The sequence below is a fragment of the Fusobacterium sp. SYSU M8D902 genome (assembly GCF_040199715.1).
Lineage (GTDB): Bacteria > Fusobacteriota > Fusobacteriia > Fusobacteriales > Fusobacteriaceae > Fusobacterium_A.
Genome location: NZ_JBEFNA010000012.1, coordinates 43,678 through 57,087 on the forward strand (window position 1 = coordinate 43,678; position 13,410 = coordinate 57,087).

Here is a 13,410-nt window from a genome sequence, read left to right on the forward strand (position 1 = left end):
TATGAAAAAACTTATTTTTACTTTTATTTTTATCTCCTCTATAATTTTTGCAAAGGATATATATGTAGGAGATACAGTTAAATTACAGGTAAGTGGAATACCTGAAGAGAGGATAGTAGAAAGTTTTAAAAATTCCAACTTAGAACTTGAAAAGATAGAGAAAGATAGAGATGGATATGTTTTAAGTATCAGAGGTTTTGAGGTAGGAAAGAGTACAGTAACTCTAGGAGATAAGAGAATTGTCCTTGAGATAAAGTCCTCTCTTGATGAGAAGGATAAGGAGATATATCCACATCTTAGTGATAACAGTGATACTCAATTGTACTCTGGCAGATTTCCCTATACATTTGTTTTAGCTATAATTTCAGGTATATTATCCACTCTTTACCTGCTCAAAAATTTCAAATTTAGGAGAAAAGAGAGCCATATATCTCCTGAAGCTAAATTTGAAAATATAGTGGCTAACTTGAGTGATGACTCTTGGGATTTTGATTTAAGTATGGGAATTAGAGAGTATATTGATAGTAAGTATCAATCACACTTTACCAATGGAATCTACTCAATTGTAGGTGTGCTTACTCCAGAGGATATTGATACTATCTACAATCTAGATAACTATAAGTTCTCAAATAACAACGAAGATCTAAAGGAGAGATTTGTAGAGCAAATTCTTGAAATTTTTAATAAAGTAAGGAGGGATACAACAGATGTTTAGATTTACAAGTCCCTATTTTTTACTGCTTATCCCTATCCTCATATTTCTATTTTTTAGAAAACGTCAGGTAAAAGGGATAGCCGTTCCTGGTATAAAGCCATTAAAATCTTTTAGATTAAAAAGCAAAAAGTATTTGATCGGAAAATTTCTGATCCTTTCCTCACTTATTCTAATGTGTATAGCCTTGGCTCGTCCACAGCTACTATCTGAGAATAGAATAGTAAAAAAAGATGGAATAGATATAGTTATAGCTTTGGATCTATCACAATCTATGTTACAAAATGACTTTAAACCCAACAGATTGGAGAAGGCAAAAAAACTTCTAGTGGACTTTATAAATAAGAGGGGGAATGATAGAATCTCTCTAGTAATCTTTGGTGGAGATGCCTATACTAAAGTACCACTTACATTTGATCACAGCATTGTCAATGACACTGTTTCTAAAATAACAGTTGACGATATTACAAGCAACAATAGAACTGCTATTGGAATGGGATTAGGAGTAGCTCTAAATAGGTTAAAATCCTCTGATTCTAAATCTAAAGTTGTCATTCTAATGACTGATGGAGAGAATAACTCTGGAGAGATGAGTCCTATTGGTGCTAGTAAGATAGCTAAAGAATTGGGAATTAAAGTCTACACTATTGGAATTGGTGCTAAAGAGATTAGAGTACGTGTTCCTTTTGGATATACTACAGTTCAAAATAGAGAGTTAGATGAAAATCTATTGAAAACTATTGCTGATAACACTGATGGTAAGTACTTTAGAGCAAGTAATGAGAGTGAATTTCAAAATATCTTTGATGAGATAGATAAATTGGAAAAAACTAAAATAGATGGTCGTTCATACTATGAAGAGAGAGAACTTTATGAAAACATCTTAAAATTAGCTCTATTTCTATTGGTAATCGGTGCTTTTTTTGAATATAAAAAATATATAAAAATTCCATAAAAAGAGGTGAAACAATGCAATTTGGTAATTTAAACAACTTAGTATATATATTAATTCCCTCTCTTCTCCTCTTGATTATGATTTCAGGTATGAAAAAACGGATTGAGATTTTAAGATTTTTAAAATTGAGAATAAAGAGAAGAATCTCTACATTAAAGATATTTTTAATAGTTTCTGGAGCTGTATTGGTAGTCATTGCCCTATTATCTCCTCAAAAAGAGATTGCAGATAAAGAGATAGAGGTAAAAGGAATGAATATATATGCTCTTATTGATACTTCTAAATCAATGCTTACAGAAGATGTCTACCCAAATAGATTGGAAGCTAGTAAGAGAGTTTTAAAAAATCTGATACAATCTCTAAAAGGAGATAGAATTGGATTTATTCCCTTTTCAGATAGTGCATATATACAGATGCCACTTACTGATGATTACTCCATAACAGAAAACTATATAAATGCCTTGGACTCTTCTCTCATCTCTGGTGGTGGAACACAGCTATATCAAGCCTTAACCCTTGCTGAAAAATCTTTTTCAGAGATAGGAAGTGAGAATAAAACTGTAATTATTCTATCAGATGGTGGAGATTTTGATAAAAAATCCTTGGAGTTTGCTAAGAATAACAAGATTAATGTATACTCTATTGGAATTGGTACCCAAGCTGGAAATGTCATACCAAACTATGTGAATGGAGCTAAGAGAGGATTTATTAAAGATGATAAAGGTTCAGCTGTTATCAGTAAACTTAATTCAAGTTTTTTACAGCAGATAGCAGATGACAATGGTGGAAAATACTATGAGGTGAATAATTTTGTAGATAATTCTAAAAACTTTGTCCAAGATAGTGCTAATTTAGAGAGAAAAAGTCAGAGAAATGAGAAGAGTAAAGTCTATGAAAAGTATTTTCAATATCCACTTTTTTTAGGTATTCTACTCATACTCTTAGGTTATCTACTTAGAGAGGTGATAAAAGATGAGGAGTAAGATTGTAGCCACAGTGATTTTAATTCTCTCAATAGTTGCCCTATTCAACTACTATCCCTCTTTAAAAAACTATAACTATATAAAAAAAGGAAATAAGAATACTCTAGCTAAAGAATTTGATCTAGGTAGAGAGAACTATAAAAAATCCTTGGATATAGAGAAAAATAGTAGAGTGGATAGCAACATATTAAAATCATTCTATTTTGAAAAAAAATATGATGAGGTTGTTAAAGCTCCTGCTGATGAGAACTTTTTAAAAGGTAATTCATATGCCTATCTCGGCGATCAAGATGCTCAAAACAGTAAATCTTTTTATGAAAAAGCTCTAGCTGAGTATAAATTAGGTATGAAAAAGAGTGATGATATCAACATTAAAAAGAATTATGAATTAATACTACAAAAAATTAAAGAATCTGATAAAAAAGAGCAGAACAAGGATAATAAAGAGAATAAAGATCAGAAAGATAAAGAGAAAAATCAAGATAAGCAAGATCAAAATAATAAAAAGGATCAAAACAAAGATCAACAACAAGATCAGAATAATAAGCAAGAGCAAAACAGAGATCAAAATAACAATACAGAAAATCAATCTCAAAATCAGCAAAAGCAAGATGAGAAAGAGAATAAAAACAGTGAACAGAAACAGGATTCTCAAAAGAATGGAGATGAACAAAAGAATAGTAATTCTGATAATCAAAATGATAATGAGAATAAAAAACAAAACTCTCAACCTGAAAAAGATGATTCTAAAGATCCTCAAGAGCAAAAGGATAACTCAAAGGGAAATAGTGGTCAAACAGAGGGTGAGATGAGTGAAAAAGAGATTAAAGAACAGGAGATAAAAGCTATACTAAAAAGATTAGAGGGAAATGAGAAGCAATCTTTTAAAAACAATGAAAGAATGCTGAACATAAACAATAACACTCCTTCTAATAGATGGTAAAGGAGATGAACAGATGAAAAAATTAATTATCTATCTTTTTCTTATGTTACCTTTCCTATCTTTTTCAGAGGTGATTCTTGAAAGTTCCAATACTAAACCAGCAATAAACGAACCTTTTAATATAAGAGTCATCTTTTTAAATGAAGATAAGAAAGATTATAACATTGAAGGAGTTGAAAACTTACAAATTCTTTCTAAGAGTACAAGTTCAAAAACTTCTATTATAAATGGTAAGAAAACACAGGAGAAAATGGATATCTATACAGTGATGTCCAACGATATTAAAAGTTTTCCTCTAAAAGTAAGTGTTTCAGGGGGAAAGGCAGAGTCTAATCCCTTGAATATTGAGGTACAAAAAGAGGTGCAAGAGAGTATAAATGGGGATATGAGTTTTCAACCCTCAATTAAAAGTGGAGATTCATTCTACTTTGGTCAAAAGATTGTCTATGAAGAAAACTTTCTTACAACAGTTAGTATTAACTCAATTGGATATAGTAAGAAACCTCAATTTAATGATTTTTCTGAAAAGGATATGAGCCCTATTGCTCTAAATGGAAATTATGAACAGAGCTATTTCAGATCTTCTTCTGGTAGAGAGGGGTTGAAGATAAACACATATAGAGGTATCTTACAAGCTAACTCATCTGGAGAGAAAAAAATCAGCTCTGGACAGGTGGCAGTTACACAGAGTACAGGTAGAAGAGATTTCTTCTTTGAGGAATCAACTCCCCCTAAATATTTTGGTGGGAAACAACTAAATATAAATATACTTCCTCTTCCACAAAATAAACCTACAAACTTTCAAAACATTGTAGGAAAACCTACTCTTGATTACACTTGGAGTAGTGACAATATAGATGTTGGTGATTCTATACTTCTCACTGTTAAAATAAGTGGAGATGCCAATTTAGACTCATTGGAAAAAATTATTCCAAAAGAGTTTAGAGATTTTAATGTATTTGAAAGTTTAAAAAATAAATTTGAAACTATTAACAATGGAAATTACTATGCTGAAAAAACTTTTGAAGTGGCACTTATTCCTAAACAGGTTGGAGAGATAGATACTCCAGAAATAAAAATTCCATACTTTGATACTACTGTAAAAGCTTATAAATACCTAACTATTCCTAGTAAAAAGATTAAAGTAAATAAAAATGGAAATATTATTCCTAGCAACAGTGAAAAAAATTTCACTTCACCTACACCTATAAATAACCAAGTGGAAAATAAAATAGAAAATGTAGTTATCAATAGTGTTGGAAATGAAAAAATTTCTCAACATAAAAATTATAATTATTTAATTATAGGACTTATAGCTATTATTATAATTCAAGGTGCTACTATAATCTATCTTTTATTTAGAAAAAATGGTAATAGTTCCTCTGAAAATCTTGGTAATCTTGCTAAATGCAAAGATGATAAGGAGTTTTATAATGCCTATTGCGATTTTATGAAGAGTAGATATAACTTTAGCCCTAAGGTGCATCTTGAGGATAGACTTGTAAAATTGGGATTCTCTCCTGATTTTATTGAGATCAATAGAGAGCTAGAACAAGCTTATTATAACAATACACCTATTGATAGAAAAGAGATTTTAAAAAGAATTAAAAAGGAGTTGAAAAATGAAAAATAAATATCTAACTATGGACATAAATATAGCCTACAGTATGCTTAATATGAGATTGAGAGATAAATACTCATCTTTGAGTGAGCTATGTGAAGATGAGGATATTGATATGGAGGAGCTACTAGAGGGGTTAAAAGCTAAAGGAGTTTTATATAACGAGGACTCTAACCAATTTACTCAAATTTAACAAAATAAACTTTATACAAAAAAACAGCCTTTTAAAGCTGTTTTTTTTCTTTATATAAGCTAACAAATAATTTTTAATTTTAATCCTCTTTTAAAAACAGTGTACTGATATTAGCTAATCCTAAATATGTATTTTGTAGGAATAGATAGATAACATTGGGATTGATTGGTGAAAATTTTATTGATACATCTTTTCCATTTAATTCCTTAAAATCAGAAGATATGTATTGAAAATTTTTCACCCTAACCTTTGAATCATTTACCTTTCTCGAAATAAGCTGTAAAAATATATCCAACTCTCTTATATATTTCAATCTATTCACTGTATTATAATTTATACTGAAAGCATACTCTTTTCTCTCCAAATATATATATATGCTCAAAAACTCTGCCAACTCCAAAAATGACAGTTCATAATTGTGTTTTCTATAAAATTCCTCAATATCCTTTTTTATAAACTCAATAAACTTATGTACCTCTATATTTTCAGTGTAATGTTCACTTATCTTTACACCCAATCTATTATATATCTCTTTCAATATTTTTTTATTGTTGATATTTTTTGAAGCTACTAGTATCTCCTTAGGCAGAATAAATTTTCCACTTTTTAATGAAGCTTTTAAAATTCCCTCTCTTATAAAGCCCAATAGTGAATAGAAGTTTGCTGAATACATATCAATAGCAAAGTTAACTGGTTGTAAAGACGCTGTGTCCAGCATTATCAACAATCTAGGAACAATCTTTTTACTTGAAAATAGACTATCAACAAGTATATACAGAGGAATATCAAAAACTAAGTAACATTGATTCTCCTTTTTTATCTGCTCTAAATACTTATTTGTTGTCTTGTTGAAAAACTCATCTATATTGTTAACTATTCTATAAAATGTGGCATAGCTTATTGTAAAATTCTCATTAAACATCTCTTTACATTTATCATACAACAGTGTTATATTAGTCTCGTCAGAACTTCTACACACCTCTTTAATCCTATCTAAATCTCTCTCATCTATATTTCTAAAAGAGTTTTTATCCTCTCTAGCTTTTTTCTCTAAACCAATTATTCCATTTTTTTTATAGGCATTAACCCATCTTTTTAGAGTGGCATAGGATATATTCTCCTCATTCTCTATCTCTTTTAATTTCTTTTTCTTTTTTAAAAAAGGCTCAATTATTTTGAAACGAAATAGTTCTAATTCTTGATTATCTTTCACTACTCTTTTCTCCTTAATACTAATAATTATTATAATAAAATAATACAATACTTTTAAAAAAAAATCAATTCCTTTAATAAAAAGGCTCAATTATTTTGAAAAAAATATTGACTTTTTTAGAAAAATGAGATATATTTAATTTGTTATTACAAATATTATGGAGGTTATTATGAAAGTCTTTGCAGAAGTTCAAAAAATTGGTAAAGCTTTAATGACTCCAGTTGCTATATTACCAGCAGCAGGATTATTTTTAGCTTTTGGAAACAAACTACATTTTACACTTATGGAGCAAGCAGGTCAGGTAATTTTTAGTAACTTACCTCTTCTATTTGCCATTGGAGCAGCTATTGGTCTTGTAGGTGGAGATGGAATAGCAGCCTTAGCCGCAGTAGTGGCACTTTTAATTATGAATACTACAATGGGTATAATGACAGATGCAGCTGTTGGAGTAGCTAATGGAGATCTATCTTATGCTATGGTTTTAGGTATTCCTACTCTTCAAACAGGTGTTTTTGGTGGATTAATAGCTGGTATCATTGCAGCTATCTGTTATAAAAAATTCTATAAAACTGAATTACCAGCTTTCTTAGGATTCTTTGCTGGAAAGAGATTAGTTCCTATTATGACAGCTATTGTAGCTTTCTTAGTTGGATTAGCTATGCCTACTATTTGGCAACCTGTTCAAATAGGATTAGCAAAACTATCTTTCTTAGCTAATGATGTTAATACTAACATCTCTACTCTAATATTTGGTATCATAGAGAGATCTCTAATCCCATTCGGATTACACCACATCTTCTATGCACCTTTCTGGTATCAATTTGGAGAGTATACAACTCAAGCTGGACAAGTGGTACAAGGTGACCAAACTATATGGTTTGCTATGTTAAAAGATGGAGTTCATTCATTCTCATCAGCAACTTATCAAGGTGCAGGTAAATTCTTAACAGGTAAATTTGTATTTATGATGTTTGGATTACCAGCTGCTGCTTTAGCTATGTATCACGAAGCTAAGCCTCAAAATAAAAAGTTAGTAGGAGGAATTCTATTCTCTGCTGCACTAACATCTTTCCTAACAGGAATTACTGAGCCATTAGAGTTCTCATTCCTATTTGTTGCACCTATATTATATGGAATACACTGTATCTTTGCAGGTATCTCATTTATGTTAATGAATCTATTCAATGTTAGAATAGGTATGACATTCTCTGGAGGATTAATTGACTATATCGTATTTGGAGTTTTACCAGGAACTAGTGGATTTGAAACAAGATGGTATATGGTTATCATAGTTGGACTTTTCTTCTCTGTAATCTATTACTTTGGATTCAGATTTGCTATAAGAAAATTCAACCTTAAAACTCCTGGAAGAGATGATAGTACTTCTGAAGAGGCAGGTTCTGAAGCTATCGAAGGTGATGCTTTAGCTGTTGGTGTTTTACAAGCACTTGGTGGAAAAGAAAATATAATCTCTCTAGATTCTTGTATCACAAGATTAAGAGTTGAAGTTAAAGACAGTAGTCTTGTAGTTGATGATTCTCTTAAAAAATTAGGAACATCTGGAGTTTTAAAAGTTGGAGCTCATGGAGTTCAAGCTATATTTGGTTCAAAAGCACAATTTATCTGCAACGATTTAAGAAAAATGACTGGAATTTAAGATACTAAGTTTTGGTCATATGGGTTAAAAATAGGGTATTTATCATAGAGGAGAGAACATTTAGTTTCTCTCCTTTCAATTTTATTTTCAAATAAAAAAATAACAAAAAAATATTGTTAAAATTCTATTTACGTAGTATACTTATAGTGGGTTGATAGAAATAAATTTTAAACGCTATATAAGAGGGTGATGCTAATGGTATTAATTGTTTTTTGAAGTATAAAACAGTTTTTATCATTAGTATTTTTTATTTTATACTATAATTATCAGGGAGAGAAATATGGGAAAATTTAAAACTTATTTAAACAAATTACTGCCTATTTTATTTACTTTTGCTCTATTGTCTTTATATACCTTAGCTAGTCCAAAATATAGTGTTGTTAATCTCAATATAGAAGCTAAGATAAATAGAGATGGTAGTGTCAATATCACTGAATTGGTAGAGTACAATTCATATAATATAAATGGAATTCTCTATAATATTGATTATAGTGGATATGGAGAGTTGAAAGATCTACAGGTATTCTATGAACAAAATAGCGAGTTTTATCCAGCTAAAAACAGCAATAGTCACAATAAAGGTACTTATACAGTCAATAATAGTGATGAACTTATGAAAATAAAACTTTACTATCCTATGAGAAATCAAAATAAATGGTTTCTCTTTAATTACACACTCACTCAAGGAGTTACTGTATACAATGATATTGCTCAATTCAATAGAAAAATGGTGGGAAAGAGTTGGAAATCTAATATAGATAATATTAAAGTTAAGATTACTCTTCCTGAAAAAGTACCAACAAACAAGATAAAAGCTTTTGGACATGGACCACTTATAGGAGATGTTGATATAATAAATGGAAAAGAGATACTATATACTCTTCATAACTACTACTCTGGAGAGTTTGTAGAGGCAAATATACTCTTTCCTAAAGATATCCTATCTAACATAGATCCTTCACATATTAAAAATGAAGCTGGATATGATAAGATTTTAAAAATGGAAAATAAGTTAGCTGATAAAGCTGATCTTCATAGAAAATTTTTAGAGATGAAAGATATAATTGAAGACTTAATTTTTGTAGTTTTCCTAGCTTGGGTAGCTTTTGTACTGTTCTTTAACTATATACAAAACATAAGAAAACACAAAGTTAACATTGAGCATAGAGAGTATTTTAAAGAAGCTCCTAATAATTTTTCTCCAGCAGTTGGTGGAGCAATTGCTTGTGGTGGTATACTCCCTAATCATCTTCTTGCTACAGTTATAGATTTAGTTAGAAGAGATTATCTTGAGATATCAGAGGGAGAAGAGAGTATACTTAGAAAGAAAAACTTAGACTTAAAAGATCTGAAAGATTATGAAAAGTTTGTAATTGAATGGTATATTGATAAACTTGGTGATGGCTCTCAAATATCTATGGAAGAGATCGAAAGAGTTATAAAAGATAGAAAAAATGCTATTAATTTTGGACAGAAATATGAAAAATGGCAATCAATGGTAGCAATTGATCTTGAAAATGTTGGTTTTAAAAGAGAGAAAAAAAATAAACTTCCCATTATCCTAGCAATTTTAACAGCAGTTTTGGGACTACCTAGTGGTGTCTTTTTATCAGTATATTTTAATGATGGTAAATTTATATTTTTCCCTTTTATATCATTTTTTATTATTATGTTTTCTACATCTGGAAGAAGATATACATTGGAAGCTGAAAAATTGAGAGCAGAGTGGCTTGACTATAAAAAATTCTTAATTGATTACCGAAACTTTAAAGAAGCTAAGCTATCCCCTATATATATTTTGGAACAACACTTTATATATGCTATTGCATTGGGCGTAGCTGAAGAGGTGGCTAAGGGATATTCAGAAATATATGTAGAAAATAACGATATTGATAGAAGAAGACTTAACAGAATGCCTCTTATGGGTATGTATGATAGAAATTCTAGATTTAGAAATATAGAGAGAACTATTTCTAATTCTGTTATTCATAGTACAAGAGCTCTATCTAATTCTAGACCATCTTCAAGAGGAAGTGGCGGAGGATTTAGTGGTGGTTCTTCTGGTGGGGGAGGTAACCGTGGTGGCGGTGGTGCTTTTTAATTAAGCAACAAAAATAGTTTGCTAACTATTTATAATTTTTATAATGAAATCTAGTTTCTTATCTAATTTTATTTGTTCAATGTTACAAAAATATGTTTAATTAAAGTAAAAATTCTTGAAATTTTTGTGAAATTATGCTAAAATTTCATTGTAATTTATTGATAAGGATATTATTTTGTTATATTGTAACTATTATTTTTTAAACAATTTAAGTTTACTATAGTATAATTTTCAAAGTAAATTTATCTTTATTCTTAAATTATAAAATTCGGGAAAATTCTTTAGGGAGGAATGAGTGATGAATAATTTAATTAGCACAGAAAAAGCCTTAAAACACTGGCTTAAAAACAAAGTAGCTGTAACAACTGCAACTGTAGTTGGATTCTTAATAATGGGAAGTGTTTCTTTTGGAGCAAATTATACTAAAACACAAGAAATAAATAATGGGCAAAATTTCACTTTAAAAGAAAATGAAATTATAGAAATTAATGAGAAATTTGGAACTGGTATTTTTGCTAAAGATAGTTTTAAAATAACATTAGAAAAAGGTAGTAACATAAATGTCCAAGGTTTTGAGACAACAGATGGAATTTTTGTTAATAATGTAAATGCTGTTTCTTCTATTGAGAACTACGGAAATATAAAATCTACTGTAAGAGGTGGAGGGTCTGCAAGTGCTATTGCTGTACAAGGAAATATAACTGCAGATCTTACTATAACTAATAAAGAAGGAGCAACATTAGAAACTGACTATATTAAAGGAGACGGTATAGGAGCTAGAGCAGTTGTTGACTTAAATCCAAATAGAGAAAAAAATGCTTCTAAAGTTGAATTTATAAATGAAGGTACTATTATAGTTAGTAAAGGAACAGCAGTAGCTTTAACAGGAAATTCTATTGTTAAAAACTTTGGAACAATTATTTTAAATGATACAGAAAGTTCTGCTATAAAAAATAATACTGATAGCATAAAAAATGTTGAAAGTACAGGAACAATAATAGTCAAAGGTGCTGATAAAAACTTTGATGTAAATAGCTTATTCACTGGTAAAACTGGAGTTGAACATTTAGGTGCTATACAAGATGATAAAGGAAATTCTTTAGAAAATAAAAACAGTATTTATTTATCAGGAGAATTAAATACAAAAGTTATAAATGATAAAGGAAACTCTTTTAAATCTTCTGTTACTTTAGGAAAAGATAAAGCAACTAAAATAAATACAAGTTCTTCAGAAGCCATTAAATTAAAATCTCTAAATATTATAGGGAAAGTAGACTTAATCAAATCTACTATTACCCCTAATAATAATAATATTTCGATTGAAAATACTACTGTTAACATCGGTAAAGATGGATTATTAAATGCAAATGGAATAAATCTTTCTATAACAGGAAATAATGTAAATACATTTGAAAATGGAATTGCAGTTAATCTAACTAATAGTTCTACATTAAATTTAAAAGATGTTAGCTTTAATGGTGGAATATCAAGTGATAACAATGAAAATAAATTAAATGTATCTGGTAATACATATATTAATGGAGAAATAGGAGTTAAAAATATAAATGTAGGAACTGGAACTAAAGCAGTTGGTTCTGATAAATTAACTCTTTCTTCAGATTCATCATTTACAAAAGCAACAACATTAACTAATAATACTACAGGAACTACTATATTTATTATAGATAAAGATGGAAAGAATGCTCTTCAAAACTCAACAGATGCTGTAACTATAAATGGAAATATAGATTTTGATACAACTAACTTAACTACAGATCAAGATGTTCACTTAAATGGAAAAAATGACACTATAAAACATACAATAAATAAATATCAGGATAAAACAACTGGTGTTTATACTACTAAATTAGACACAGCAAATAACATCTTACATGTTACTTATAATAAATCTCTATTTGCTGATGCTAGATTAAACACAGTTAACAACGGAGCTCAAATGGTAAATGGAAACTTCTCTCAAGTTACATCAGAAAGAGAAGGACAAATGGATAAAATATACTCTGGATCTATCTATGCTGAAACTATTAGAGCAGCTTATGACAACTTAAAATTAAATGAAGGAACTATACTTTCATTATCTAACAATGTAAAAGCTGGAGAATTTACTGCTGAAGGTAGAGCAATCTACAATAAAGATGAGTATAAGAGAGATGGAATAGTTGGAAAATATGATGTTGAGAACGAAACTTCTGGATTATTAGCTTCTTTAGAGTATGGAGTAAATGACACTACAAAAACTGGTTTAGTATTTGCTGGTTCTAAACAAGATTTAGATGTAACAGGTGGAAAAGCTGATGGAGACCTATTCTACTTAGGATTCTATGGAGTAAAATCATTAGGAAACTATGATCTTACTGCTGGATTAGGATACCAATTAGGTAAATATGATGCAACTAATACAGCTGCTAATGTAGTAGGAAAAGATAAATATGATACAAAAGCTTTAAGTGGATATGTTCAAGCTAAATACTTAGGAGATTTAGGAGATGGATTATCAATTCAACCTAAAGTAAAATTAGGATATACTCACTTAAAACAAGATTCTGCTAAAGATTCATACTTCGGATTAACTGATACAGATGTAACAACATTTGATACTGAATTAGGAGCAGACTTAGTAAAAACTGTTCAACTTGAAAAATCTAAAGTAGATGTTAAATTTGGTACTGCTTTTGTTAAAACATTTGGAGATACTGACAAAGAGTTCAAAGGACAATTCTTTGGAGCTAATACAGCTAGTAACCAATTTGGAGTACACGGTGGAGAATTATCTGAAAATGTGCTTAAATTTAACTTAGGTGCAGAAGTTGCAAATGAAAATGGATTCTTCTATAATGGAGGATTTACTTATGAGTTTGGTTCAGAAGATATGAAATCATATGGTGTAAACGTTGGTGCTGGATATAGATTCTAATCAATTCAATAGATAATATTAGGGGCTGTTGCAAACTTAATAGCCATATGTTTTAAAATTAGCTAAAGAGATTTTTTAATCTCTTTGGCTTTTTTCT

Annotated in this window: 10 protein-coding genes; 9 read left to right on the forward strand and 1 reads right to left on the reverse strand. The window is 29.6% G+C overall.

The window, feature by feature from the left end:
* Position 1 precedes the first annotated feature (1 nt).
* The 6 genes from ABNK64_RS06205 to ABNK64_RS06230 are packed head-to-tail and all read left to right on the forward strand — an operon-like array spanning position 2 to position 5,407.
* Positions 2-715, forward strand: a complete 714-nt coding sequence (locus ABNK64_RS06205; RefSeq protein ID WP_349763828.1) for a hypothetical protein — start codon at positions 2-4, stop codon at positions 713-715.
* Positions 708-1,667, forward strand: coding sequence for a VWA domain-containing protein (locus ABNK64_RS06210; protein ID WP_349763829.1), 960 nt, complete (start codon positions 708-710; stop codon positions 1,665-1,667). Before ABNK64_RS06205 ends, ABNK64_RS06210 begins: the two co-directional genes overlap by 8 nt.
* Before the next feature lie 14 nt (positions 1,668-1,681).
* On the forward strand, positions 1,682-2,650 hold the full coding sequence (locus ABNK64_RS06215) for a vWA domain-containing protein (protein WP_349763830.1): 969 nt from the start codon (positions 1,682-1,684) through the stop codon (positions 2,648-2,650).
* Entirely contained in the window at positions 2,640-3,593 is a 954-nt protein-coding gene (locus ABNK64_RS06220; protein ID WP_349763831.1) for a hypothetical protein, read from the forward strand. Before ABNK64_RS06215 ends, ABNK64_RS06220 begins: the two co-directional genes overlap by 11 nt.
* A gap of 13 nt (positions 3,594-3,606) precedes the next feature.
* Positions 3,607-5,226, forward strand: a complete 1,620-nt coding sequence (locus ABNK64_RS06225; RefSeq protein ID WP_349763832.1) for a BatD family protein — start codon at positions 3,607-3,609, stop codon at positions 5,224-5,226.
* A complete protein-coding gene (locus ABNK64_RS06230; protein WP_291255202.1) occupies positions 5,216-5,407 on the forward strand; it encodes a DUF4250 domain-containing protein in 192 nt (63 codons plus the stop codon). Before ABNK64_RS06225 ends, ABNK64_RS06230 begins: the two co-directional genes overlap by 11 nt.
* 79 nt (positions 5,408-5,486) lie before the next feature.
* Here the strand turns inward: ABNK64_RS06230 and ABNK64_RS06235 are convergent, their stop codons facing one another.
* On the reverse strand, positions 5,487-6,620 hold the full coding sequence (locus ABNK64_RS06235; RefSeq protein WP_349763833.1) for a helix-turn-helix domain-containing protein: 1,134 nt from the start codon (positions 6,618-6,620) through the stop codon (positions 5,487-5,489).
* 169 nt (positions 6,621-6,789) lie between these two features.
* Here ABNK64_RS06235 and ptsG point away from each other — a divergent pair, with 169 nt between their 5' ends.
* The 3 genes from ptsG to ABNK64_RS06250 all read left to right on the forward strand — a co-directional run bounded on the left by ptsG (position 6,790) and on the right by ABNK64_RS06250 (position 13,313).
* Entirely contained in the window at positions 6,790-8,277 is a 1,488-nt protein-coding gene (gene ptsG, locus ABNK64_RS06240; protein ID WP_349763834.1) for a glucose-specific PTS transporter subunit IIBC, read from the forward strand.
* Positions 8,278-8,557: 280 nt separating this feature from the next.
* The gene (locus ABNK64_RS06245; RefSeq protein WP_349763835.1) at positions 8,558-10,378 is read left to right on the forward strand and encodes a DUF2207 family protein; all 1,821 of its coding nucleotides are present in this window, start codon (positions 8,558-8,560) and stop codon (positions 10,376-10,378) included.
* A 298-nt stretch (positions 10,379-10,676) separates the two neighbouring features.
* Positions 10,677-13,313, forward strand: a complete 2,637-nt coding sequence (locus ABNK64_RS06250) for an autotransporter family protein (RefSeq protein WP_349763836.1) — start codon at positions 10,677-10,679, stop codon at positions 13,311-13,313.
* The last annotated feature ends 97 nt before the right edge of the window (positions 13,314-13,410 follow it).

Coding starts and splice junctions, on each gene's coding strand:
- ABNK64_RS06205 (WP_349763828.1), top strand. CDS start 2: ATGAAAAAACTTATTTTTACTTTTATTTTTATCTCCTCTATAATTTTT.
- ABNK64_RS06210 (WP_349763829.1), top strand. CDS start 708: ATGTTTAGATTTACAAGTCCCTATTTTTTACTGCTTATCCCTATCCTC.
- ABNK64_RS06215 (WP_349763830.1), top strand. CDS start 1,682: ATGCAATTTGGTAATTTAAACAACTTAGTATATATATTAATTCCCTCT.
- ABNK64_RS06220 (WP_349763831.1), top strand. CDS start 2,640: ATGAGGAGTAAGATTGTAGCCACAGTGATTTTAATTCTCTCAATAGTT.
- ABNK64_RS06225 (WP_349763832.1), top strand. CDS start 3,607: ATGAAAAAATTAATTATCTATCTTTTTCTTATGTTACCTTTCCTATCT.
- ABNK64_RS06230 (WP_291255202.1), top strand. CDS start 5,216: ATGAAAAATAAATATCTAACTATGGACATAAATATAGCCTACAGTATG.
- ptsG (WP_349763834.1), top strand. CDS start 6,790: ATGAAAGTCTTTGCAGAAGTTCAAAAAATTGGTAAAGCTTTAATGACT.
- ABNK64_RS06245 (WP_349763835.1), top strand. CDS start 8,558: ATGGGAAAATTTAAAACTTATTTAAACAAATTACTGCCTATTTTATTT.
- ABNK64_RS06250 (WP_349763836.1), top strand. CDS start 10,677: ATGAATAATTTAATTAGCACAGAAAAAGCCTTAAAACACTGGCTTAAA.